This window comes from Nocardia sp. NPDC050175 (genome assembly GCF_044459885.1).
In the GTDB taxonomy this organism is placed as follows: domain Bacteria; phylum Actinomycetota; class Actinomycetes; order Mycobacteriales; family Mycobacteriaceae; genus Nocardia.
This window is the reverse complement of the sequence record NZ_JBITJI010000001.1, coordinates 330,706-354,918: the sequence shown is the minus strand read 5'-3', so window position 1 is coordinate 354,918 and position 24,213 is coordinate 330,706. Positions and strand designations below refer to the sequence as shown.

The window sequence follows — 24,213 nt, the reverse complement described above, 5'->3', positions numbered from 1 at the left end:
ACGGCCGCGGTAGGGACCCCACAACAGAACCGAACCACGCGATCCGGCCGGTACGGCCGGTTCGTAGGTCGGCTATGCCCAAGGGAGGGCACGCCATGACCCAAGTCCAGACCCACTCCTCCGTCCCGGAGCCGGTCACCGGAAGGTCCCCGCTCGACCGATATTTCCGGTTGAGTGCGCGCAAGACCACCATCTCCCGCGAAATACGCGGCGGTATCACCACTTTCGTAGCGATGGCCTACGTTATCCTGCTCGTCCCGTTGATCATCGGCGGGGTACAGGACATCGACGGCAACAGCCTGAGCATCGCCCAGCTCACCACCGCGACCGCGTTCTCGGCCGGGCTAAGCACCATCCTGATGGGCCTCGTCGGCAACGTGCCGCTCGCCCTGGCCGCCGGCCTCGGCGTCGTTCCGGTGGTCGCCTTCCAGGCGGCCCCGCACATGACCTGGCCGCAGACCATGGGCCTGGTGGTGCTGATGGGCGTGATCATCGTGATCCTGGCCGCGACCGGCCTGCGCACGATGATCATCAACGCCATTCCGCTCTCGCTCAAGAACGCCATCGGCGTCGGGATCGGCATGTTCATCGCGATGATCGGCCTGGTGTCCGCGGGCGTGGTCGGCCATGGCTCGCAGACCGGGCCACCGGTCACGCTCGGCGTCGCCGGTCACCTTTCCGGTTGGCCGGTAGTGATTTTCGCCGTCGGACTGCTGCTCATGCTGGCGCTGTTCATCCGAAAGGTGCCCGGCGCCATCCTGATCAGCATTGCCATCGCCACGGTGCTCGCCATCGCGGTCAACTCGCTGGCGAAGATCGATCCGAAGACGTGGGGTCCGGTCGTGCCGGAGACGCCGAAGGGTTTCTTCGCCGCGCCGGACTTCGGGTTGCTGTTCAACATCGACCTGATCGGCGGATTCGCCAGGGCGGGCGGGCTTGTCGCGGGCGTCGTGCTGTTCACCCTGGTGCTCACCGGGTTCTTCGATGCCATGGGCACCGTGTTCGGAGTCTGCGACGAGGCGGGACTGCTCGACGAGCGCGGCACCATGCCCGGCCTCGGCAAGGTGCTGACCATAGACGGTGTCGCCCAGGTGATCGGCGGGATCAGCGGCGGCGCGGGCAATACCGTGTATGTCGAGTCCGCGACGGGCGTCGGTGAGGGCGCGCGTACCGGGCTGGCCAGCGTGATGACCGGTGGATTGTTCTGCCTCGCAGTGCTGTTCACCCCGCTCGCGGCCGTGGTGCCGATCCAGGCCGCCGCACCGGCCCTCGTGCTGGTCGGCGCGCTGATGATGACTCAGGCCCGCAAGATCGACTGGGCCGACCTGGAAGTCGCGGTGCCCGCCTTCCTGACCATCGTGCTGATGCCGTTCACCTACTCGATCACCAACGGCGTCGGCGCCGGTGTCATCGCGTTCGTGGTGATCAAGGCGGCACGCGGCAAGTTCAGCGAAATCCATTGGCTGATCTGGGTTGTCGGCGTCGTGTTCGCCGGTTACTTCGGCATCACGGCCATCGAACTACTGCTCGGCGGATAGAACGGCGAAAAGAATGCGTGACCTCGCGGCAGAACTCTTGCAATGGCACACGGCGGGCAAGTCCTACGCCGTCGCCACCGTCATCGGCGTCAGCGGCAGCGCGCCGCGGCCACCGGGCGCCGCACTGGCGGTGGACGCCGAAGGCGTTGTCATCGGCAGCATTTCCGGTGGCTGCGTCGAGGGTGCGGTGTACGAGCTCTGCCGCGAGGCGCTGCGCACCGGGCAGCCGGTGCGCGAAACCTTCGGCTACAGCGACGACGACGCGTTCGCCGTCGGACTGACCTGCGGGGGCAAGATCGAGGTGTTCATCCAGCCGATCACCCCCGCCGCGTACGACACGATCGAGGCGCTGCTCCGATCGGCCGAGCCGGTGGCGCTGGTGCGCGACCTGAACACCGGGGCGGCAATGGCTTTGGGGCCGTGGTGGACGCTGGGGGCGACGTTCGATCCGGTCGTGGTGGCTGAAGCCCGGGCGATGCTCGAGGTGGCCGCTACCGGTGTCCGCGTCATCGGCTGCGGTGACCGCGAGGTCACCATCTTTGTGGAATCGTACGTACCGCCGCCACGCATGATCGTGTTCGGCGCAATAGATTTCGCGGCCGCCGTGACCCGGATCGGCCGGTTTCTCGGCTATCACGTCACCGTCTGCGACGCCCGCCCTGTCTTCGCCACTCAGGCCCGCTTCCCCGACGCGCACGAGGTCGTCGTCGAATGGCCCGACCGCTACCTGGCCCGCACCACCGTCGACTCCCGGACCGTGCTGTGCGTGCTGACACATGACGCGAAGTTCGATATCCCGTTGCTGGAGAAGGCTTTACGCCTGCCGGTGGCTTACGTCGGCGCGATGGGATCCCGCCGTACCCACGACCAGCGAATGGTCAGCCTGCGCGCCGCCGGTCTCTCGGAATCCGAACTGGCCCTGCTGCATTCGCCCATCGGGCTCGATCTCGGCGGGCGCACCGCCGAGGAGACCGCGGTCGCCATCGCCGCCGAGATCGTCGCGGTGCGCCGCGGCGGCTCGACGCAATCGCTCACGACCAGCGACGGCCCTATCCATCGGGACTTGGTTCCGATCTGGTGAATGCATTCGGCTGGAGCATCCTACGCTGGAGCATCCTACAAAAGGTGCTTCGGAATGCTCGATCAGCTTTGGGTTGATCTCATCTATCCCGATACCGCGTAATCCCCGCATACTTGGTGAAATTCGACACAAAAGGACCCGATTATGCCGTTGATTTTCCTGAACGGTTCCGCCATGCGCGGCGGGCCGCTCAACCATTTGTTGAACGGCGCGCCGTTCGCCGGAGAAGCGAAAACCGCTCCGCGCTACCGATTCTTTTCGGTGGGCGACCGCTTTCCCGGCCTCGACCCGTCGCCGGACGGCGGCTACTCGATCACCGGCGAACTGTTCGACGTGCCACTCGATGTGCTCCGCGAACACCTGCTACCCGCGGAGCCGCCCGAGCTGGAGCTCGGCGCGATCGAGCTGGACGACGGCAGGTCGGTCCTATCGATGGTGCTGCGCCGACCGCCCACGTCGTACCCGGAGCTGATCGACATCACCCGCATCGGCAGCTGGAAGAAATATCGCGAAGGAGCTGAGTGAAGCATTACGCAGGGGAGTCCGGTCTCCCGAAATTCGACGTCAATTGCTCTATTCTTTTCACCGACCTGCCATTGCTGCAGCGTCCGGCCGCCGCCAAGGCCGCCGGTTTCGACGCGGTCGAATTCTGGTGGCCCTTCGGGGAAAACGCCACACCGGCGGATAACGAGATCGACGCGTTTGTTCGTGCGATCGATGATGCCGGTGTGCAGTTGGTCGGCCTGAATTTCCTCGATCTGATTCCGGTGGGACGCGGCCTGGTCTCCGTCCCCGGCGAGATCGCTAGGTTCCGCGACAACATCGAGGTGGCCGTCGGGATCGCCGAACGCACCGGCTGCCGCGCGCTGAATGCCCTCTACGGCAATCGCATTGCGGGCGAGGACCCGGCGAAGCAGGACGAGCTCGCGCTGGAGAACCTGCGGCTGGCCGCCCGTGCCGCCGCTCGGATCGACGCCACGGTGCTCGTCGAAGCGCTGAACGCACATGAGTCGCCGCACTATCCGATCGTCAGCGCCGAGCAGGCCGTGCGCGTGATCGAGCAGACCGGCGAGCCGAACGTGCGCTTCCTCTGCGACCTCTACCACCTGGCCCGGATGGACGAGAACCTGATCCAGGTGATCAAGACCTACGCCCAGCACATCGGCCACGTACAGATCGCCGACGATCCCGGTCGCGGCCGGCCGGGTACCGGCGAACTCGACTTCGCCACCCTCTTCGAAACCCTCAGCGCCGCAGGCTACGACGGCTGGATCGGCCTCGAATACAAAGACCCTGAGCTTGATTGGAAGTGGATGCAATGAGTGAGCGCAGCGAACGAATCATCGGCACAGCGCCCTTGGGAATGACGGAGCCGAGCGCCAGCGAGGTGCAGTCATGAGCAAGATCGGTTTTATCGGCCTCGGGATCATGGGCAGCCCGATGGCGGGACACCTGGTCAAGGCCGGACATGAAGTAACCGGATATGACATCGGCCCCAAGGGCTTGGAAAAGCTCAAGGAGGCAGGCGGTTCCGCTGCCGCGAGCGTCGCGGAGGCGGTCCGGGACAAGGACATCGTTATTACGATGCTGCCCCAGGACGAGCAGATCGAACAGGTCTTCCCCGACATCCTGCAGAACACCGTCCCCGGCACGCTTTACATCGACTTCTCCACGATCACCCCGAAGACGGCCAAGTGGACCGCCGAGCAGGGCAAGAAGAACGATCTCCGGGTGCTCGACGCCCCGGTCAGCGGCGGCGAGAACGGGGCGATCAACGCGGCCCTCTCGATCATGGTCGGCGGTTCCGAGGCCGACTTCGCCGCGGCGACACCGATTTTCCAGACGGTCGGCAAGACCTTCGCGCTGGTCGGCGGCAGCGGCGCGGGCCAGTGCGTCAAGGCGGCCAACCAGCTCGTCGTCGGCGGTACCTACGCCCTGATCGCCGAGGCGATCCTGCTGATGGAGAACCTGGGCGCGGACGCGGCCAAGGGCCTCGACGTGCTGGCCGGCGGGCTCGCGGGCAGCAAGATCCTCGAACTCAAGCGCGAGACCATGCTGGCCCGCAACTTCGTGCCCGGCTTCCGGATCGACCTGCACCACAAGGACATGGGCATCATCCTGCAGGCCGCCCGCGAGGCCGAGGTGTCCATCCCGATGGGCGCGCTCACCGCGCAGCTGATCGCGGCGGGCCGGGCCATGGGCTACGGCTCGCTGGACCACTCCGGTCTGCTGCTGGTCGCCGAGGCGCTGTCCGGCCGGGTCGAGGCATGAGGATGCCCGCGGTGGCGCAGGCGCTCGAGCGCCACGAGGAATGCGGCATTCGGCTGCCCGACGGCTGGGTGCGCAGCGACAAACCTGCCGACAGTGCGGTGCTGCATGCGATGCAATCGTGCGGCACGCGCCAGAACAAGGAGCGTTGAGCATGGCACGGATGCGTACCGTTGACGCGGCGGTGTTGATTCTCGAAAAAGAGGGCGCGACACAGGCGTTCGGTTTGCCGGGTGCGGCGATCAACCCGTTCTACAGCGCGATGCGCGCGCATGGCGGGATCAAGCATGTGCTGGCCCGCCACGTCGAGGCGGCCTCGCATATGGCTGAGGGTTACACCCGGGCCACCGCAGGCAATATTGGTGTCTGCATCGGTACGTCGGGTCCGGCGGGCACGGACATGATCACCGGGTTGTATTCGGCGAGTGCGGATTCGATCCCGATCCTGTGCATCACCGGTCAGGCGCCGGTGGCCAAGTTGCACAAGGAGGATTTTCAGGCCGTTGATATCTCCTCGATCGCTGGGCCGGTGGCGAAGTGGGCGGTGACTGTGCTGGAGCCCGCGCAGGTGCCGGGCACATTCCAGAAGGCGTTCCGGTTGATGCGCGAGGGTAGGCCGGGTCCGGTGTTGATCGATCTGCCGATCGATGTGCAGCTGGCCGAAATCGAGTTCGATATCGACACTTACGAGCCGCTGCAGGTGCATCGCCCGGCCGCGACCAGGGCGCAGGCCGAGAAGGCCATCGCGATGCTGAACGCGGCCGAGCGTCCGCTGCTGGTCGCCGGTGGCGGCATCGTGAATGCCGACGCGGCCGAGCTGCTCGTCGAATTCGCCGAACTGACCGGTGTTCCGGTGGTGCCGACGCTGATGGGCTGGGGCACGATCCCCGACGATCACCCGCTGCACGCGGGCATGGTCGGCCTGCAAACCTCGCACCGCTACGGCAACGCGACGATGCTCGAGGCCGATTTCGTCCTCGGTATCGGTAACCGGTGGGCCAACCGCCACACCGGCGGTGTCGAGACCTACACCAAGGACCGCACTTTCGTGCACGTCGATATTGAGCCGACCCAGATCGGCCGTGTCTTCGCCCCTGATTTCGGTATCACCTCCGATGCCGGTGCCGCGTTGAAGGTGTTCGTCGAGGTCGCCCGTGAGCTCGCGGCGAGGGGTGAGCTGCGCGATCGATCGGATTGGGCGGGGCAGGTGCGTGCCCGAAAGCAGCTCGGCCAGCGCAAGACTCACTTCGACAACGTGCCGATCAAACCTCAGCGGGTCTACGAGGAGATGAACAAGGCGTTCGGACCCGACATCCGCTACGTCAGCACCATCGGCCTCTCCCAGATCCAGGCGTCGCAACTGCTGCACGTCTACAAGCCGCGCCACTGGATCAATGCGGGCCAGGCCGGACCGCTCGGCTGGACCCTGCCCGCCGCACTGGGCGTGGCAACCGCTGTCCCCGACGCTACCGTCGTCGCCCTGTCCGGCGACTACGATTTCCAGTTCCTCATCGAGGAATTGGCCGTCGGCGCACAGTTCAACATCCCCTACATCCACGTCCTCGTGAACAACTCCTACCTGGGCCTGATCCGTCAGGCACAGCGGGCGTTCAGCATGGACTACTACGTCCAGCTCGACTTCGACAACATCAACAGCCCCGAGGTCGGCGGCTACGGTGTGGACCACGTCAAGGTCGCGGAAGGGCTGGGCTGCAAGGCGATCCGCGTCTTCGAACCCGAACACATCGGCCAGGCCCTGGAAGACGCCAAGAAGCTGATGGCCGAGCACCGGGTGCCGGTGGTCGTCGAGTGCATCCTCGAGCGCGTCACCAACGTGTCCATGGGTTTGGAGATCGACAACATCGTCGAATTCGAGGAGCTGGCGCTGTCCGCCGCGGACGCGCCCACCGCCACCGTCGCCATCGAGCCGGAACCGGAACCGGTCGGAGGCGGCAGGTGAGCGGGCCGGACGCTCCGCTCTCGAGAGATGTGCGCGGCGGGTGGCGTGATGGCCATTGCGTCGTCGCCCCCGACAAGTTCAAGGGGTCGCTGACCGCGCCTCAGGTCGCCGCGCACATCGCCACCGGACTCCGCCGGGTCCGCCCGGATATCCCCGTCGTCACCATGCCGGTGGCCGACGGGGGCGACGGCACGGTCGACGCCGTCGTGGAGTCGGGCTTCGTCCGCTTCCAGACGAGCGCCGCCGGTCCGCTGGGGTTACCGGTGGCCGCCTCGTTCGCGATGAGGGGCGAGGCGGCGGTGATCGAGTTGGCGGAAGCGTCCGGCCTGCGTCGGCTGCCGGTACGGCCGACTTTCCAAACCGCCATGACGGCAACCAGTTACGGTACCGGCGAGTTGATCCGGGCGGCCGCGAAACGCGGTGCCCGCAGCGTGGTGCTCGGTCTTGGCGGCAGCGCGTGCACGGACGGGGGAGTGGGCATGATGTCCGCGCTCGGCGTCCGGTTCCTCGACGAGCAGGGTCTCGAGCTGCCGCGCGGCGGGGCCGCGCTGACCCGGTTGGCCCGCATCGATGCCAGCGACATGCTGCAGGTGCCGGTGATCGTGGCCTCCGACGTGGACAACCCGTTGCTCGGACCACGCGGCGCCGCACAGGTTTACGGCCCGCAGAAGGGCGCGCGGCCCGGCGACATCGACGAATTGGAATGGGGCCTGGCACGTTTGGCCTCGATCGTCGAACGCGATCTCGGTGCCGACGTCGCGGACCGGCCCGGCGCCGGTGCGGCGGGCGGGGTCGGCTACGCCGCGCTCGCCTTTCTCGGCGCGACCGTGCGGCCGGGCATCGAGATCATCCTGGAACTGATGTCCTTCGCCGAGCAGGTCGAGGGGGCGCGGCTGGTGATCACCGGCGAGGGCTCGCTCGACGCGCAGACCCTGCACGGCAAGGCGCCGGTCGGGGTCGCGCAGGCCGCGGCGGGTGCGGCTGTGCCGGTGGTCGCGGTGGCCGGGCAACGCTCGCTCACCGACGAGCAGTTGCGCCGCGCGCACATCGAGCAGGCATACGCGCTGACCGACCTCGAGCCCGACCCCGAGGTCTGCATGGCGCAGGCAGGACCCCTGTTGGAACGGCTCGCCGGTGAGATCGCCGGCGCCTGGCTGGGAGCGAGTGCTCATGCATGATCTGGTAATCCGGTCCCGGCGGGTCGCCCTGCCGGAGGGGATCCGCGCGGCCTCGATTGCGGTGCAGGACGGGAAGATCGCCGCGTTGGCGGAGTACGACGCGGTGCTGCCCGCGGCGGCGACCACCGACCTGGCCGATCTCGTCGTGCTGCCCGGCCTGGTGGATTCGCACGTGCACGTCAACGAGCCGGGGCGAACCGAGTGGGAGGGTTTCGCCACGGCCACCAAGGCCGCTGCCGCGGGTGGGGTGACGACGATCGTCGACATGCCGCTCAACTCGCTGCCGCCGACGGTCACCGTGCCGCACCTGGCGACGAAACAGGCTGTGGCGGAAGGGCAGTGCCACGTCGACGTCGCCTTCTGGGGCGGCGCGATTCCCGGCAACCTGTCATCGCTGCGGCCGCTGCACGAGGCGGGCGTGGTCGGCTTCAAATGCTTCCTGTCCCCGTCCGGCGTTGATGAATTCCCGCCGTTGGGTCTCGGTGAGGTGGAGCAGGTGATGCGCGAGCTCGTCGCCTTCGACGGGCTGCTCGTCGTGCACGCCGAAGATCCGGTGCGCCTGCGCGATCCGGTCGACGGGTCGTATCGCGCGTTCCTGGATTCGCGCCCAGGGGAGTCGGAAAGGGCTGCGGTGCAGGAGGTTATCGCGCTCGCCGAACTGACCGGCGTGCGCGCGCACATCCTGCACGTCTCGGCGGCCGCCTGCCTCGAACCGCTCGCCGCGGCGCAGGCGCGTGGCGTCCGGATCACCGCGGAGACCTGCCCGCACTATCTGACCCTCTCGGCCGCCGAGGCGTCGTCCACCGCGTTCAAGTGCTGCCCGCCGATCCGTGACGCGGGCAACCAGGACGCGCTGTGGCAGGGCCTGGCCGACGGTGTGCTGTCGTGCGTGGTCTCCGACCATTCGCCATGCACGCCGGACCTGAAAGAGGGCGACTTCGCGACCGCCTGGGGCGGCATCTCGTCCCTGCAGATCGGCTTGCCCGCTGTATGGACCGCGGCCGCCGAACGCGGTTTCCGGCTGACCGATGTCGTCCGCTGGATGGCCGCCGCGCCCGCCGAGCTGGCCGGTCTGTCGCACAAGGGCCGGATCGCGGTCGGCTGCGACGCCGACCTGGTCGCCTTCGACCCGTGGGCGTCGATCACCGTCGATCCCGGCGCGTTGGCGCACAAGAACCCGATCACGCCGTACGGCGGGCGTGAACTCCGTGGCCTGGTCCACGCCACCTGGCTCCGCGGCCGCGTCGTCGGCAACGGCCGCCCGCCCGCGGGCAGCCTTATCTCCTTGCACCACAACCGGATAGGGAACAATGTCTGACTTCACCAGCCTGCCCGACCTGGCGCTGCGCACCAACCGTGCCGGTGTGATCGCCGCCAGCGACGAATCGTTCGAGGAACGCGAAAACCTCATCAACCCTTGGCAACCCCGCTTCGCCGAGCACACCTTCGGCCCCAAGGGCCAGGAGTACGACGGCTGGGAGACCCGCCGCCACCGCGGCCCCGGCCACGACTGGGCCATCATCCGGCTTGGCATGCCCGGCGTGATCCGCGGCGTCGTCATCGACACCGCCTGGTTCAAGGGCAATTACCCGCCCTTCACCTCGATCGAAGCGTGCCGCGCGCCCGGCTATCCGTCACCGGCCCAACTGGATTCGGCCGAATGGGTGGAGATCGTGCCGCGCAGCGCACTGGGCGGCGATGCGGAACACGAGCTGCCGGTCTCCGACGACCGCATCTTCACCCACGTCCGCCTGAACATCTACCCCGACGGCGGCGTCGCCCGCCTGCGCGTGCACGGTGAGGTGGTACCGGACCCGACGCTGCTCACCGGTCTCACCGTCGATCTTGCCGCCCTCGAAAACGGCGCCCGAACAGTGGCCTGCTCCAACATGTTCTACTCCGCACCGGACAACATGCTCTCGCCTGGCTTGGCGCGCAACCAGGCCGAGGGTTGGGAAACCGCCCGCCGTCGGGACAGCGGAAACGATTGGGCCGTCATCGAACTCGCGGCCCAGGGCATCCCCGCCCTGATCGAACTCGACACCACCAACCTGCTGTTCAACGCCCCCGGCGAAACTCGGATCCTCGGCATCGATCACCAAGGCCCCGAACCACTTCCGCCCGCCGATGACGCCGCGTGGTTCGAATTGCTGCCCAGGACAACGCTGCAACCCGACACTCCCCACCGGTTCCGGCTTACCCCCGCAGACCGCCCCGCAACGCACGTCCGCGTCGACATCTACCCGGACGGCGGCATCGCCCGCCTGCGTGTGCTCGGCTCACTCACCGCCGACGCCGAACGAGAACTCAACTCCCGCTGGCTCGCGACCAAGAGGTGAATCGCCACCGGCGGTAGGGTCGCTCGTTTCCGCGAGCGCGTCGAACACCATGGCCGTCAAGACCTTTGCCGCGGCCCCGAGTTCCCGATCTCGGGGTACCGCCAGGGACATGCGCCACGTCAGCCCGCTTCCGGTGACACTGAGGGAGCGGACCGTCGGGTCCGCACGGGCGAACGCCTCCGGCAGGATCGCGATGCCGAGTCCCTGGCGTACGTAGTCGGTGACGACGCGGCCGTCGCCCAGTTCGATGGAGACATTCCGGGTCAGGTCGGCCGCGGCGAACGCGCGGTCGACCACGGCCCGGCTGCCGTAGCCCTGCGGCAGGTCGACGAAGGTCTCGCCCGCCAGCTCCTCGAGCCGCACCGAGCGCCTGCCCGCGAGCGGGTGGGCGGCCGGGACCAGCAGGCGCATCGGGAAGGACCGCAGTTCGGTCAGCCGGAGTTTGCGGCCGAAGGAGCCGGGCTCGGACAGGATCGCCAGATCGACCTCCCCGGCGACCACGGCGGCGGCGAGTTCCTGGGAACCGCCGGCGCGGTGGCTCAATCGCAGCCGCACCTCGGGGTGTTCGGCGTGCATCCGGCCGAGCACGGTGGGCAGGTCGAACCAGGGCACCGAGGACATCAGCCCCAACCGGACTTCCCCGCCGATGGTGCCGCGGACACCGTCGATCGCGTCGACCGTCTCGCGCACGCTGTCCAGGATCGCCCGCGCTCGGGGGAGCAGGACGGTCCCGGCTTCGGTGAGTGCCACCTCGCGAGAGGTGCGTCGGAGGATCTCGGTGCGCAGTTCGCGTTCCAGCGCCTTGATGGTGGCGGAGACCGCCGACTGGACCACGTGCAGTCGCGCTGCCGCCCTGGTGAAACTGCGTTCCTCGGCGACGGCGACGAAATACTCGAGATGCCTGAGCTCCATCCGCCAACTATCTCATTTGGTGATAGTTGGTAGAAGAATGAATCGTTGGACGTGAACGTTCGCAGACTTGACCATGGAGTCCGTGGGGCCAGACAGGCCGCCGTGATTCCCCGGGAAAGAGTGTGTGATGACGACTGCGTCCCTTGACCACCACGAGAAGTCCGAGGTGTCGGCCGGGCAACCGGACTCCGGCAGGCACAACACCGGCTTCTGGCTGGTGACCGCGGCGTTCTGCGGGGCCATGGCGTTCTCGATGGTGCCGACGCCGCTGTATCCGCTCTACGCCAAGCAACTCGGTCTGTCGCCGTTGATGATCACCATCGTCTTCGGCGTCTACGGCGCGGGCGTGATCTTCAGCCTGTGCACCGTCGGGCACGTGTCGGACTGGATCGGCAGACGGCGGGTGTTCACCCTCGCGGTCGCGGCGGAGGTGCTGGCCGCGGTGGTGTTCATGCTGCCGCCGCAGCTGCCGCTGCTGATCGCCGGGCGGCTGATCAGCGGATTGGGCGTCGGCGCGATCACCGCTACCGCGACCGCGTACCTGCACGAGTTGCACGTGCTCGCCCGGCCGCGGGACGGCGTGAAACGCTTCGAAATCGCCTCTCCCGCAGCCAATATCGGTGGGCTCGGGGTAGGAGCGCTGGTGGCGGGCGTGCTAGCCGAGTGGGCGCCCTGGCCGCTGCGCACCTCGTACGTGGTGTTCGCGGTGTTCTTGCTGCTGGTGATCGCGGCGCTGCTCCGATTCGTCCCGGAAACCGTGTCTGTGCCGCGGTCCCGGCGACCGGCGTATCGCCCGCAGCGGGTTTCCATCGTCGGATCCAAGCTCGGCTGGGTCGTCGCGGCGGGCAGCATCTTCGCCGCGTTCGCGGCCTTCGGGCTGTTCGCTTCGCTGAGCCCGGTTTTCCTCGCAGGCACGCTGGGTCACACCTCGCCGCTGCTGGCGGGCGGTGTGGTGTTCCTGGTGTTCGGCAGCGCGCCCATCGCCCAGCACGCGGCTATGGCGTTGCCGGTGTTACCTCGTCTCGTGACGGGGCTGATCGGTGCCGCCGCAGGGCTGGGTCTTTTGGTCGCCGCCATGCTGGCAGGCAATCTGACGTTGTTCTTGGCGGCAGGCGTGGTGAGCGGCGCAGGTGCGGGAGTGCTGATCCAATCTGCGGTCGCCCGGACCGTGCGGGTCGCCGCCGCGGCGAACCGAGGCGAGGCCGTGGCCGGACTGTTTGCAGTCGGCAACGCCGGCTTGATCCTGCCGGTGATCGGCATGGGTATCGCAACACAATTCGTCGACACCCGAATCGCGATGACCGGTTTCGCGGGCGTGCTCGTCGCCCTGCTGATCTGCGTCGGCGTCGGTACTCGCGGCATGCGCGGTGCCGTGTGACGACAGGACTGCCCGGCGGCACCTATCGCGTGGCCGACCTCGAGCTCACCCGGATGGGTTACGGCGCCATGCAACTGGCCGGACCCGGCGCGTTCGGGCCACCCACAGATCGCGACGGTGCGATCGCGGTGCTGCGCGAAGCCTGCGCACCGACGACGATCTCGTCGACGACCTCGCTCGCCAGGGCATCGCCTACGTGCCCTACTACCCGCTCGGCGGTTTCTCACCCTTGCAGTCGCAGACGTTGGATTCGGTGGCCGCGCGGCTGAACGCCGGTCCGATGGCCGTCGCGTTGGCGTGGCTGCTGCGGCGGTCGCCGAACATCCTGCTCATCCCCGGCACCTCCTCGGTCCAGCACCTGCGCGACAACGTCGCCGCAGCAGGATTGGTACTGCCCGAGGATGTGCTCGCCGACCTCGACGCGATCGGCAGACCGACTTGCCCCCTGATATCGGCGCGGGCACCTGGCGACCGGCGCATGGACATCGGAGGCAACAACGAGGAGCTCTCGATCCGGGTTGCGGGCAACCTGATCAGCAACGACGGCGACGTGATCACCCAATGGTGTGTGGCCGGAAGGGGTCTGGTGATGCGGTCGCTCTGGCACGTCGAGCCGCTGCTGCGCGACGGCTCACTTGTCCAGGTACTGCCCGACATCCAGACCCCCAGCGCCGACATCGCCGCGGTCTACGCCGCGGCCGCCCCGCTACCGCGCCGAACCCGTGCCGTCATCGACCATCTGAAGGCCGGGCTCGGCCGCCGAATCACCGCCGCGGCACGGTAGCGCTTGCGGCACAGCTTGATTCAGGCGTACAGCTCGACGAACTTGGCCAGCGAACGCTCGATGTCGCCCTTGACCGCCCGCGCCACCCCGGCGCCGATCGGCCCGAACAGCGGCCTGCCGCCGAGCTCGATGTCGACGGTCACCTCCGAGCCGGTGCCCTTCGGCGCCACCAGCAATTCGAGACCGAGCTTGGTGCCGCCCTTGCCCGCGCCGGTCAGCAACAGCCGGCGCGGCGCCTCGGCGGCCTTCACCGTCCAGGTCACCCGGTTCCGCAAACCTTTAACCGATGCGACGCCGACCAACTGGGTGCCGACCGTCAGCTGCTCGGGTACCTCGCTGCGCCACGCCTCGTGCATCGTCAGCCACTTGTCGAGATCGGCCAGATTAGAGGTGTGCGACCACGCGTCTTCGGGCGAGATCGGCACATCGACGGAGACCTTCAGCTTTGCCATGGCGGCATAGTATCCGGTACCCACGGTTCCTCGTAGTTGGTGCCGAAATGCGAAGGCCCGCCCCTTCAGTTCGGCTTCATGATCGGTGCGTGCCCGTCCGACCAGGCGCGGTCCAGCGACATCCGGGCAATCCGCACCGGCGTGGCGTCGCTGTCGGACCCGACGACACCGGTCAAGAACAAACTGGACGTTCCAGCAAACTTCTGGTCGCGACTATGGCCGAATACCCTGTTCTCCCACCCGCTTCGGATAGGCGCGGTTGACAGCATGCGCGGGATACGCAGCACCGCCGATAGATCGGATGATGTGTCCTCTATCGCCGCGCCGGAAAGACCGCTGGTCACCGCGTGGCAAGCGGTCGTGATCACTAGTGGCGCAGCATTATTGCGCATGTCGCGGCACCCGTCATCTGTTGTCTGCAAACGCAATCATGTGAGTGGATCTGAAGAGAACTGGTTGCATAGCTGCTAATGTCGGGACGTCGGGTTCTGGTAACTGTTCGGACACAATCTGTTGTTCGGCAGGTAGCCGGTCCTCCGACGTGGACCAGATCCGACCAGGGTGTGCTGGTCGGCGTCGCGAGGAAGGCGAGACGAAGCACATGACGGAGAAGCGATTCCTCGGCGCCAATCGACGACGAAAGAACTGATGAATCAAGATATCGCCGTGGTGCTTTCATGGATCCTCGCCGCTGCTCTCGTGGTAGTGGCAGCGGTCGCGTTGTTCGCAGTGCAATACGCGCGACAGCAGCGAGCCAGGGCCGAAGCACTCAGCAGAGAGCAACGAGCCGCGGAGGAAGCCGTCGAGCGCTTCGCGACTACCACGATGCCTTCGGTAGCCGAGGCGATCAGACGCTTCGACAGCCAGGCGCCCACGGTCGAAGTGCCGCCGGGCCTGGAGAATTCGCGCACCGCGCAGGTATTACGGTGGATCGCCGAGCGCTACGCCGACGACCTGAGCCTGCTGCGGTCCGAGACCAGGGACCAGACCAACCACGAGGCCCAGCAGGCGATGAAGACCGCCGAGGACAAGGTGCGCACCGAGGTGTCCACCGCGTCCAGGCAGGCGACCAGCGCGGCGGTGCGTTCGTTCGGCACGTCGGTGGTCAGTCTCGGCGCCGACGTCAGCCAGGTGGTCAGCTCCGCGCTGCGTGAGCACCGCAACGACGAGGTGTATGAGACCCTCACCCGGATCGACCACACCGTGCAGCAGATGATCCGGCAGGCGCAGTCCTACGTGATCGTCTGCGGCGGCCTGCCCGGTCGGCGCTGGCCCGCCCAGTCGCTCACCGACGTCATCGGTGGTGCGACCGGCCGCGTCCGCGACTACCTGCGGGTGCGCCCCGGCCAGCTGGACCGGGTGGTCATCAGCCGCGCCGTCGAGCCGCTGGTGCACACCTTGGCGACCCTGCTCGACAACGCGTTGCGCTATTCCCCGCCAACGTCTTTCGTGGATGTCAGCTTCCAGGAAGGCCACCACGGCGTCACCGTGATCATCGACGACGCGGGCGTGCGAATGAATGCCGAGCAGATGGAGGAGGCCAGGCAGGTGCTCGCGCACGAGCGCTCGGTCGACATCCACCAGCTCGGCCCGTCACCCAAGGTCGGCTTCCCCGGCATCGCCGCGCTGGCCCGTCGCTACGGCTTCACCGTCTACATCGACGGCCCGAACGTCTACGGCGGCATGCGCGCGATGGTGTACATCCCCGAGGCGCTGTTGATGACCCCGCAGCCCGAGCAGCAGGAGTTCGTGCCCGCGCGCGAGGTCGAGATCCCCGCCGAGCCCGCGCCCGCGGCGGCCACCGCCACCGCCTCGCACCGGGCACCGGAGATCGAAGAGCCTAGTGAGAGTGAGCCGTTCGCCGTGCACGAGATCACCAGCGGCGGCTTACCCAAGCGACGCCGCCGGACCGTCGCGCTGGCCCCGGTCGGGCCGCGCACCGAGCCCGGCCTGGCCCGGCCCGACGTCGCCGCGGCCTGGCACACCGGTTCGCAGAGCGGCCGCGCCGCCGCCACCGATCAGTCCGATAACTCCGATGACACGGAAGGGATGACATCCTGATGGCCACTCCCGTGACCGACAGCAGCAACAAGCTGGGCTGGCTACTCGAAGATCTCAGCGTGCCGGGCGTCCGGTTCTCGGTCCTGCTGTCCGAGGACGGCTTACGGATCGCGCATTCCGCGGGGATCGAACGCGACCAGGCGGAGCGTTTCTCGGCCGCCGCGTCGGGCCTGCGCTCGCTCGGCAAGGCGCTCGGCGAGTTCTGCGGCGACGCCGACAACGGTGTGCGGCAGAACATGACCGAATACGACCAGGGCATGATCCTGATCACCGCCGCGGGCGACGGCGCGCTGCTCGGTGTCGCGACCACCCCCGAGATCGACGTCGCGCTCATCGCGCATCGGATGAACGAACTCGCAGGCCGGGTCGGGCACGAGCTGGGCAGCCAGCCGCGCAGGCGCGTTGATGGTGGCGAATTGCCATGACACCACGGGCCCGGCGTGATCCCGATTTGGTTCGGGCGTATGTGCGCACCGGGGGACGCACCCGTCCCACTCGCGAGTTGGACCTGGTCACCTTGGTCCGTGCCGCAAAGGATCCGTCACCGGGTGCCGCACCCGACGCACGCCGGGTCATCAAGCTCTGTAGCCGCCGAGGCACGCTGTCGATCGCCGAGATCGCCGCGTACCTCGATCTGCCACCGTCCGTTGTCAAGATCATCGCGGCCGATCTGATGGACAACGGACACCTGGTTACGCCTACCCCGGCCGAAAACCTGCCGGAGATCGCTCTGCTCGAGGAGGTACTTAATGGGCTCCGTGCTCTCGCCGTCTGATCGTCCAGTCGACTATGTGCCGGAGACCGTTACTCGTTCCGTAAAGCTTTTAGTGGCAGGCAATTTCGGGGTTGGCAAGACCACCTTCGTGAGCAGCGTGTCGGAGATCAAGCCGCTGCGCACCGAGGAGACGATCACCGAGGCCAGCGTCGGCGTCGACGACATGGCAGGCCTGCCCGGCAAATCCCAGACGACCGTGGCGATGGACTTCGGCCGCATCACGCTGAACCCGCAACTGGCGCTGTACCTGTTCGGTACGCCGGGCCAGCAGCGGTTCGTCCCACTGTGGGAGGAACTGGCCCGCGGCGCGCTCGGCGCGCTGGTGCTGGTCGACACCCGGCGCATCGAGAAATCCGACGAGGTGCTCTCGGTGCTCGAGGAGCGCGGTGTGCCGTATTCGGTGGCGGTCAATCAATTCGAAGGCTTCAAGAACTTTCCGCTGGGCGAGGTCCGCGACGCACTGGATTTAACGCCCGATACCCCGCTTACCACCTTAGACGCGCGTGACCGGGGCACGTGCTTGCGATCCCTGATCACGCTTGTTGAATTCCTGTTCCATCGTCAGGAGTCACGACTTTGACCACGCCCCCGCGTTCCTGCCCGGTCCAGCACGGATCACCGATCGACAGCGACGGCCCACGGGTGTCGCTGTACTCGGAGGAATACGCCGCCGACCCGCACCTCGCCTACCGCGAGATGCGCCGCCAATACGGCTCATTGGTGCCGGTGAACCTCTCGCCGGACGTGCCCGCCACGTTGGTGATCGGATACCACACCGCGCTGCGCATCCTCAACGACCCCGAGCACTTTCCGGCCGACCCGCGCATCTGGCAGAAGGGTGTGCCCGGCGAGTGCCCGATCCTGCCGATGCTGGAGTGGCGGCCGAACGCGCTGCGCAGCGCGGGGCTCGATCACAGCAAGTACCGGCAGGCCAACGTGGCCGCCATCGCCGAGGTCGACCTGCACAGCCTGCACGCCACCGTCGAGCGGATCGCCATCCCGCTGATCAACGCGTTCTGCCAGGACGGCGCCGCGGACCTGATCAGCCAGTACGCCTTTCCGCTCACCTTCGCGGTGCTCAACTCGGTGCTCGGCTGCTCGCCGGAGATCGGCCAGCAGGTCGCCACCGGCATGGCCGCGATCTTCGAGGGCGTGAACGCCGACAAGGGCAACGCGATGCTCACCGACGCGCTGTTCGATCTGGTGAACTCCAAGCGCAAAGAGCCCGGCGACGACATCACCTCGCGGCTGCTCGCCCATCCCGCCAAGCTCGACGATGTGGAGATGATCCACCAGCTCGTCACGCTGTACGGCGCGGGCATTGAGCCGCAGCAGAACCTGATCGTGAACACGCTGCTGCTGATGCTCACCGACGACCGGTTCGCCGGAAACGTTCTGGGCGGTAGTCTTTCGACCCGCGACGCGCTCGACGAGGTGCTGTTCACCGACCCGCCGATGGCGAACTATTGCGTGTCCTACCCGAGGCAACCGATACTGATCGATGGGGTTTGGTTGCCCGCGCACCAGCCGGTCGTGATCAGCATGTCCGGCTGCAACAACGACCCGACCATCAGTGTCGGTGAGTACGTGGACAATCGGTCGCATCTGGCATGGAGCGTCGGGCCGCACGCCTGCCCCGCCAGGTCGATGGCCTACCTGATCGTGCAGGACGCCATCGACCAGCTACTGGATGCGTTGCCAGAGTTGGACCTTGCCGTCGCCGCTAGCGAATTGTCTTGGCGGCCAGGTCCTTTCCACCGAGCGCTGGTCTCCCTCCCGGTAGTGTTTCCAAAGTCACCACCGTTGAACGTGTTTTAAGGAGACCCCGATGGACGCTGAGCCACTAGTCCTAGACCCGACGGGCACCGACATTCAAGGAGAATCCGCCCGCCTGCGGGAGCGTGGACCGGCCACCCTGGTGGAGTTGCCCGGCGGCGTGCGGGCTTGGTCGATCACCGACGCCGATCTGCTCAAGCGGCTGCTCGTCGATCCGAAGGTGTCCAAGGATGCCAAACAGCACTGGCCCGCCTTCGCCAAAGGTGAAGTGCCGCAGGACTGGCCGCTGTTCCTCTGGGTCGCGGTGAACAACATGTTCACCGCGTACGGCGCCGACCACCGGCGACTACGCAAGCTCGTCGCTCCGGCATTCACCCATCGTCGCACCGAGGCGATGCGGCCCCGAATCGACCGGATCGTCGAGCGGCTCATCTCAGAGCTCGCGGCGCTGCCCAAGGGCGAAGTGGTCGATTTGCGTGAGGGTTTCGCGTATCCGGTGCCGATCGAGGTCATCTCCGAGCTGATGGGCGTGCCGGAGTCGTTGAATCCCGGCCTGCGCAAATGTGTCGACGGCATCTTCGACACCGCGCTCAGCCCGGAGGAGTCGCAGGCCAACTACATGGAGATGTATCGCATCCTCGCGGAGTTGGTGGCCTACCGGCGCGAAAACCCCAGTGACGACATGACCAGTCTGCTGATCTCGCACCGCAGCGAGGACGACGGCTCCAAGCTCACCGAGCAGGAACTCATCGACACGCTGCTGCTCGTCATCAGCGCCGGGCACGAGACCACGGTCAACCTGCTCGACCAAGCGATCTACGCGCTGATCACCCGGCCGGAGCAGCGGGCGACGGTGCTCGAGGGCAAGGTCAGCTGGTCGGATCTGATCGAGGAGGCGCTGCGCTTCGAGGCGCCGGTCGCGCACCTGCCGTTGCGTTTCGCGGTCGACGACATCGAGATCGAGGGCGTGCGGATCGCCAAGGGCGAGCCGATTCTGCCAGCCTACGCCGCGGCCAATCGGGACCCGAAGGTGCACGGTGAGACCGCCGACGATTTCGACGTGACCCGAGTTACCAAGGACCACTTGGCCTTCGGCCACGGCGTGCACCACTGCCTCGGTGCGCCGCTGGCCCGGCTGGAGGCGGCGCTGGCGCTGCCCGCCATCTTCGCGCGTTTCCCGAACATGCGGTTGGCGGCGGATCCGGCGGAGCTGGGGACCGTGGTCAGCTTCATCTCGAACGGTCACGGCAAGCTCCCGGTGATCCTGGAACCTGCTGAGTAGTAACGGGTTTCGAGCCAGGGGTGCCGCGATCGCGCGGCGCCCCTTTCGTATGTCTAGGCCTTGCGGGCCAATCCGGTGACGATGAGCCGCTCCCAGACGGTCAGTGCGCGGCCGGGCGACTTCTCGTCCGCCACCGTCAGGTCCGGCCGCCAGCTCGCGCAGGGCACGATGCCGGGTTCGAGGATGTCCAGGTCGCCGAACAGCGCCTCGATCTCCTTGTCGGTGCGCCAGCGACCGCGCCCGAAGGTCGACTGGAGCTTTTCCTCGGCCTTGATGGTCTCGCGGTTCTCGCCCGAGCGGAAATGCGAGATGTACACCATGCTTCCGGCCGAGAGCTGCTCGGACCAGTAGCGCACCACCGCGTCCGGGTCCTCGTCGTCGTTGAGGTGGTGCAGGACGGCGCTGAAGATGACGGCGACGGGCTGGTCGAAGTCGATCATCTCGGCGACCTCGCGGTGCTCCCGAATCGTGCGCGGGTCGCGCAGATCGGCTTGGAAGACGGTGGTATTGCTGTCGGTGGCGAGCAGCGCGCGGCCGTGCGCGAGCACGATGGGATCGTTGTCGATGTAGACCACCTTGGCGTCGGCGGCGTAGCGGCGGGCGACCTGGTGCACGTTGTCGGCGGTGGGCAGGCCGCTGCCCAGGTCGACGAACTGCCGTAGGCCGTCGCGGGCGAGATCGCGGACGGCGCGGACCAGCGCCTGCCGGTTGGTGGTGGCGATCGCCACCGAGCCGGGCAGGTTCTCCTTGAAGTGGTCGCCGATCGTCCGGTCGACGGCGAAGTTGTCCTTGCCGCCGAGCAGGTAGTCGTACACCCGGGCGATACTCGGCTTGGATTGGTCGATCACGTGTGTCAGGTCGTTCATCATGGTGGCCCCCTGGTCTACTGAACAGTGTCCCTTCTCATCGTAGGAGTTCCAGTGGGGGAGAAGGCATTCTTCCGCGACGAATCATATTTGACCACAACATATTTCATCATTGCTGAGAGTTGCGTAGCGGGCCGATTCGGCGCGACGTTCGACCGCCGTCGAGCAGGCCGAGCCCGCGGCGCTCGCGCTCGGCGCAAAACTGGTGCAGCCCAACGATAGCGAGCAGTTCATGTGGTTGTAGTTGCGCGGCAGCCTTCCAAGGTGGCTGCCGCCAGCTCTGTCACGACATCGGCGACGTCGTGGCGGGCGCGAAAAGCGTTGAGCTGCCGCATCGCTCCGTTGCCGCGGGACAGTACGGCGGCAACGGAGTCGGTGACGAGTTGCTGGTCGCCGAGTTCGTCGAGGGCCGGGCCGACGTGGGTGATGAGTTCGGCGAGTAGGTCTTGCACCGGCATGATGCGTCCGTGGACCGGGTCTACGGCGTCTCCGTCGAGCCCGGTGCGGGCCGCCTTCCAATACGCCGCGCGCAACACCTCGTCGCTGACCGGCGGCGCGGAGATGTTGTGCGCCAACGAGTTCTGCGCGGTCATCACCGTCGCACGGACCAGGGTCGCGAGTAATACCGTCTCCTCGACCGTCGCCGGCACGTCGCTGACCCGGATCTCCACCGTCGGAAAACTCGGCGACGGCCGGACATCCCAATAGACCATCTTCTTGTCCAGGATGCTGCTGCTCGCGATCATCATGGCGACCATCGCATCGTATTCGGCGACCGACCCGAAATACGGTGGCGGACCGGCGCTCGGCCACCGTCGCCACAGAATGCTGCGCCAACTCGCGAAGCCGGTGTCGATGCCGCGATAGATGGCCGAATTCGCGGTGAGCGCCAGGAACAGCGGCAGCCACGGGCGCAGGAAATTGCTGACGTGCAAGGCGGTTTCGCGATCGGGCACCGCCACGTGCACGTGACAGCCGCACAGTCCCTGCTCCTGCGCGAGCATGCCGAACGCGGTGGCGATGCGTTGATAGCGGGGCGTGTCGGTGACCGGGAACTTGTCCGGCACGGTCGGCGGAATGGCCACCGCGAGCAGCTGGGTGCCGTTCTTCTCCGCGCAGGCGGCGATTCCGCAGCGCAGATCGCGCAATTCCGTGGCCAGCTCGGTGGCGTCGTTGTGCACGCCGGTGCTGGTTTCCACCTGGCATCGGGTGAGTTCTAGTTGGAGATCGATGCCGAGTTCGGCCGCGGTCCGGGCGACCTCGACGTTCTTCGCGACTGGCGCACCGGTTTCGGGGTCGGCGAGGAGAAATTCCTCCTCGACACCGACGGTCGCAGTGGCTGCGTCCATGGGGTTCAGGTTACCCGTCAGTCGAGGGTCGGAGGCCCGCGAGACAGAATGGTCCCGCGGGCCTCCGCGCGCTAGGGGATGTTCGGACCGCCGGGTCAAATGCCGATTAGCTCGAGCATTGAACGAACCCAGTGGCTAACCATTCCGATAATCATCGGACTCTCCTCTCACCACCTCGGGGAACTGCGTCGTAAGCACCAGATTGCCGCAGTTCGGCGCACCCCAAACGGTGATCGCCCGGACGTCCACCGGACATCTCGTTCACCGCACTGTCAGCTTGCGCCAGCGTTGCGGTGCGTCGCCGTAGCGGCGTTGAAAGGCGCGGCTGAACGCGGCGTTGGAGGTGTAGCCGATGTCGGCGGCGATGTGCGAGACCGGGTCGGTGGTGGAGCGCAGCAGCTCGGCGGCGTGGTCGAGGCGGCGCTCGGTGACGTAGGCCGCCGGGGCGCGTCCTAGCAGACGAGTGAAGCGTTCGGCGAAGGCGGAGCGGGACATTCGGGCGTCACGCGCCAGCGTCGTCACGGTCCACGGCTTGGTCGGATCCCGATGAATGGCAGCCAGCACCGGTCCGAGCGCGGGATCCATTGCCGCCGTGAGCCATCCCGGTTCGGCGTCGTGCCCGGAAAACCAGGCGCGCAGAGTGTGGATGAACAGCAGATCGAGCACCCGCGAAATCATCGCTGTGGCACCGGGATTCGGGTTGGTTACTTCGATGAGTAGCACCGGCAGGATGGCCGCGAGCCACGGGCGGTGACTGGGGTCCGCCGGAATGTGGATCGCCCGGGGCAGCACCGACAGCAGCGGGGCCGCGATGGCCTCCTGCACCGCGAACGTTCCGGTGACCCAGCGGGGCGCCTCGGGATCGGCGAGCTCGGCGTCGAGGCGGAAGGTGTCCGAATCCTGTAGCGGCCGCGGTGTCGCGCCGGTGCCGACGCTGAGTGAATGGGCGTCGCCGCAGCCGAGTAGCACCAGGTCGCCGGGGCCGAGCAGGATCGGCGGGTCGTCGCCGACGTGCAGCCGGATGGTGCCGCGCTCCACGATGTGCAGCAGCCGGATGCCGTCCGGGATGGTTACCGCGAACGGCGGCGGCGGGGCGAACCGGGCGACGGTGTCGCCGTGCAGCCGGACCGCCTCCAGGATCTCGGAGAAGGCGTCGAGGTCCTCGGGCTGGCTGAACACGATCGACAACTCCTGGAGTTTCGGCAAACTATCTCGGCTTCTGAAGCATAGCTATTGACTGATTGTCCAGCTAACTTGGAGCTTGCTCGCCGCGAGAGTCTGTAGTTCCATCGTTGAGAGGGTCGAAAAACCATGCGTAACAACATCTTCCGTGCCGGTTCGGCAGGTCGCGGCCTGCGGGCTGCCGCGCTGACCGTCGCCGCGGTCACCCTGGGCATGACCGCCTCGGCCTGCACCGCGTCCGCCGAGCCGACGCCCGCGCCGAGTGGGAACAAGCCCGCCGTGCTGCTGGTGCACGGTGCCTTCGCCGACGGGTCGAGCTGGAGCAAGGTGGCCGCGCAACTGCAGCGCGACGGCTACCAGGTGACAACGGCGGCGGTGCCGCTGCGCGGGCTCACCTACGACGCCGCGTACATCCGCAGCGTGCTGGACGGGCTGCCGGGCAAGACGATCCTGGTCGGCCACTCCTACGGCGGCGCCGTGATCACCAACGCCGCGACGGGTTCGCCCAAGGCGGCGGGTCTGGTGTACGTGGCCGCGTTCTCCCCGGACCAGGGCGAGCCGGTCGGCGCGCTGGACGCGAAGTTCGGCGGACCGGCCACCAAAATCGGTGTCCCGCACGAGTTCCCGCTGCCCGGCGGCGGGTCCGGTCAGGAACTGACCATCGCGCCGGACAAGTTCCACGACAACTTCGCCCAGGACCTGCCGGAGAGCGAGACCACCGTGCTCGCCGCCGCGCAGCGCCCGATCGCGGTGGCCTCGTTCATGGAGCCGAGCGGTGTTCCGGCCTGGAAGTCGCTGCCGAGTTGGGCGCTGGTGGCCAAGGACGACCACATGATTCCTGCCGACGGACAGCGGGAGATGGCCAAGCGGATGAACGCGACCACCGTCGAGCAGGCGGGCAGCCACGCGGTCGCGTTGTCGCAGCCCAAGGCGGTCACGGATCTCATCGAGACCGCGGCGACCAGCGTGCAGGGCTGAGCATGGGGCAGCCGTAGCCCAGCCGGTACTGCGTGGCAGCCCGATGCATCAGCG

General features: G+C 67.2%; 25 protein-coding genes. 19 read left to right on the top strand and 6 right to left on the bottom strand.

The annotated features are described in order from the left end of the window. Window positions 1-95 precede the first annotated feature (95 nt). From ACIBK2_RS01575 to alc, 10 genes are all read left to right on the top strand, one after another. The gene (locus ACIBK2_RS01575; protein WP_396962441.1) at window positions 96-1,538 is read left to right on the top strand and encodes an NCS2 family permease; all 1,443 of its coding nucleotides are present in this window, start codon (window positions 96-98) and stop codon (window positions 1,536-1,538) included. 13 nt (window positions 1,539-1,551) lie between these two features. After that, a complete protein-coding gene (locus ACIBK2_RS01570) occupies window positions 1,552-2,619 on the top strand; it encodes an XdhC family protein (protein WP_396962439.1) in 1,068 nt (355 codons plus the stop codon). Window positions 2,620-2,763: 144 nt separating this feature from the next. Beyond that, window positions 2,764-3,144, top strand: a complete 381-nt coding sequence (locus ACIBK2_RS01565) for a gamma-glutamylcyclotransferase (RefSeq protein ID WP_357383995.1) — start codon at window positions 2,764-2,766, stop codon at window positions 3,142-3,144. After that, window positions 3,141-3,941 (top strand): hydroxypyruvate isomerase family protein, encoded by an 801-nt coding sequence (locus ACIBK2_RS01560; protein WP_396962437.1) that lies wholly within the window; start codon window positions 3,141-3,143, stop codon window positions 3,939-3,941. Before ACIBK2_RS01565 ends, ACIBK2_RS01560 begins: the two co-directional genes overlap by 4 nt. A 73-nt stretch (window positions 3,942-4,014) precedes the next feature. Next, window positions 4,015-4,890 (top strand): NAD(P)-dependent oxidoreductase, encoded by an 876-nt coding sequence (locus tag ACIBK2_RS01555; RefSeq protein WP_396962435.1) that lies wholly within the window; start codon window positions 4,015-4,017, stop codon window positions 4,888-4,890. Window positions 4,891-4,901: 11 nt separating this feature from the next. Next, window positions 4,902-5,039: a hypothetical protein gene (locus ACIBK2_RS01550; RefSeq protein ID WP_396962433.1), complete on the top strand. Its 138-nt coding sequence runs from the start codon at window positions 4,902-4,904 to the stop codon at window positions 5,037-5,039. 2 nt (window positions 5,040-5,041) lie between these two features. Then, on the top strand, window positions 5,042-6,847 hold the full coding sequence (gene gcl / locus ACIBK2_RS01545; RefSeq protein WP_396962431.1) for a glyoxylate carboligase: 1,806 nt from the start codon (window positions 5,042-5,044) through the stop codon (window positions 6,845-6,847). After that, entirely contained in the window at window positions 6,844-8,025 is a 1,182-nt protein-coding gene (locus tag ACIBK2_RS01540; protein ID WP_396962429.1) for a glycerate kinase, read from the top strand. Before gcl ends, ACIBK2_RS01540 begins: the two co-directional genes overlap by 4 nt. After that, window positions 8,018-9,343, top strand: a complete 1,326-nt coding sequence (gene allB, locus ACIBK2_RS01535) for an allantoinase AllB (RefSeq protein ID WP_396962427.1) — start codon at window positions 8,018-8,020, stop codon at window positions 9,341-9,343. Before ACIBK2_RS01540 ends, allB begins: the two co-directional genes overlap by 8 nt. Further along, window positions 9,336-10,364, top strand: coding sequence for an allantoicase (alc, locus tag ACIBK2_RS01530; RefSeq protein WP_396962425.1), 1,029 nt, complete (start codon window positions 9,336-9,338; stop codon window positions 10,362-10,364). The genes allB and alc overlap by 8 nt, the downstream gene beginning before the upstream one ends. Here alc and ACIBK2_RS01525 read toward each other — a convergent pair. After that, entirely contained in the window at window positions 10,305-11,276 is a 972-nt protein-coding gene (locus ACIBK2_RS01525) for a LysR family transcriptional regulator (RefSeq protein ID WP_396962423.1), read from the bottom strand. The two genes, alc and ACIBK2_RS01525, sit on opposite strands and share 60 nt — an antisense overlap. Window positions 11,277-11,403: 127 nt before the next feature. On the opposite strand from ACIBK2_RS01525, the gene ACIBK2_RS01520 reads away from it, so the two are divergent. Together ACIBK2_RS01520 and ACIBK2_RS01515 are read left to right on the top strand one after the other, a co-directional pair. Then, complete coding sequence (locus ACIBK2_RS01520) at window positions 11,404-12,654, top strand: MFS transporter (protein ID WP_396962421.1); 1,251 nt, start codon at window positions 11,404-11,406, stop codon at window positions 12,652-12,654. 196 nt (window positions 12,655-12,850) lie between these two features. Then, on the top strand, window positions 12,851-13,438 hold the full coding sequence (locus ACIBK2_RS01515) for an aldo/keto reductase (RefSeq protein WP_396962419.1): 588 nt from the start codon (window positions 12,851-12,853) through the stop codon (window positions 13,436-13,438). 20 nt (window positions 13,439-13,458) lie between these two features. Here the strand turns inward: ACIBK2_RS01515 and ACIBK2_RS01510 are convergent, their stop codons facing one another. Further along, on the bottom strand, window positions 13,459-13,890 hold the full coding sequence (locus ACIBK2_RS01510; RefSeq protein ID WP_379286266.1) for an SRPBCC family protein: 432 nt from the start codon (window positions 13,888-13,890) through the stop codon (window positions 13,459-13,461). A 65-nt stretch (window positions 13,891-13,955) separates the two neighbouring features. After that, a complete protein-coding gene (locus ACIBK2_RS01505; RefSeq protein ID WP_396962417.1) occupies window positions 13,956-14,318 on the bottom strand; it encodes a hypothetical protein in 363 nt (120 codons plus the stop codon). 220 nt (window positions 14,319-14,538) lie between these two features. Here ACIBK2_RS01505 and ACIBK2_RS01500 point away from each other — a divergent pair, with 220 nt between their 5' ends. The 6 genes from ACIBK2_RS01500 to ACIBK2_RS01475 are packed head-to-tail and all read left to right on the top strand — an operon-like array spanning window position 14,539 to window position 19,784. Then, the gene (locus ACIBK2_RS01500) at window positions 14,539-15,951 is read left to right on the top strand and encodes a sensor histidine kinase (protein ID WP_396962415.1); all 1,413 of its coding nucleotides are present in this window, start codon (window positions 14,539-14,541) and stop codon (window positions 15,949-15,951) included. Then, window positions 15,951-16,376, top strand: a complete 426-nt coding sequence (locus tag ACIBK2_RS01495; protein WP_379286262.1) for a roadblock/LC7 domain-containing protein — start codon at window positions 15,951-15,953, stop codon at window positions 16,374-16,376. The genes ACIBK2_RS01500 and ACIBK2_RS01495 overlap by 1 nt, the downstream gene beginning before the upstream one ends. Continuing rightward, complete coding sequence (locus ACIBK2_RS01490; protein ID WP_357384032.1) at window positions 16,373-16,726, top strand: DUF742 domain-containing protein; 354 nt, start codon at window positions 16,373-16,375, stop codon at window positions 16,724-16,726. The genes ACIBK2_RS01495 and ACIBK2_RS01490 overlap by 4 nt, the downstream gene beginning before the upstream one ends. Further along, complete coding sequence (locus ACIBK2_RS01485) at window positions 16,701-17,306, top strand: GTP-binding protein (RefSeq protein ID WP_396962412.1); 606 nt, start codon at window positions 16,701-16,703, stop codon at window positions 17,304-17,306. The genes ACIBK2_RS01490 and ACIBK2_RS01485 overlap by 26 nt, the downstream gene beginning before the upstream one ends. Further along, the gene (locus ACIBK2_RS01480) at window positions 17,303-18,544 is read left to right on the top strand and encodes a cytochrome P450 (protein ID WP_396962410.1); all 1,242 of its coding nucleotides are present in this window, start codon (window positions 17,303-17,305) and stop codon (window positions 18,542-18,544) included. The genes ACIBK2_RS01485 and ACIBK2_RS01480 overlap by 4 nt, the downstream gene beginning before the upstream one ends. A gap of 10 nt (window positions 18,545-18,554) precedes the next feature. Then, window positions 18,555-19,784, top strand: coding sequence for a cytochrome P450 (locus ACIBK2_RS01475; protein ID WP_396962408.1), 1,230 nt, complete (start codon window positions 18,555-18,557; stop codon window positions 19,782-19,784). Between the two features lie 53 nt (window positions 19,785-19,837). On the opposite strand, the gene ACIBK2_RS01470 is transcribed toward ACIBK2_RS01475, so the two are convergent. The 3 genes from ACIBK2_RS01470 to ACIBK2_RS01460 form a co-directional block, all read right to left on the bottom strand. Beyond that, window positions 19,838-20,653 (bottom strand): SAM-dependent methyltransferase, encoded by an 816-nt coding sequence (locus ACIBK2_RS01470; protein ID WP_396962406.1) that lies wholly within the window; start codon window positions 20,651-20,653, stop codon window positions 19,838-19,840. Between the two features lie 227 nt (window positions 20,654-20,880). After that, the gene (locus tag ACIBK2_RS01465) at window positions 20,881-21,999 is read right to left on the bottom strand and encodes a glutamate--cysteine ligase (protein ID WP_396962404.1); all 1,119 of its coding nucleotides are present in this window, start codon (window positions 21,997-21,999) and stop codon (window positions 20,881-20,883) included. 261 nt (window positions 22,000-22,260) lie between these two features. Then, window positions 22,261-23,178 (bottom strand): AraC family transcriptional regulator, encoded by a 918-nt coding sequence (locus ACIBK2_RS01460; RefSeq protein ID WP_396964003.1) that lies wholly within the window; start codon window positions 23,176-23,178, stop codon window positions 22,261-22,263. Between the two features lie 132 nt (window positions 23,179-23,310). Between ACIBK2_RS01460 and ACIBK2_RS01455 the strand changes: the two genes are divergently transcribed. After that, complete coding sequence (locus tag ACIBK2_RS01455) at window positions 23,311-24,159, top strand: alpha/beta fold hydrolase (protein WP_396962402.1); 849 nt, start codon at window positions 23,311-23,313, stop codon at window positions 24,157-24,159. Window positions 24,160-24,213: the final 54 nt, after the last annotated feature.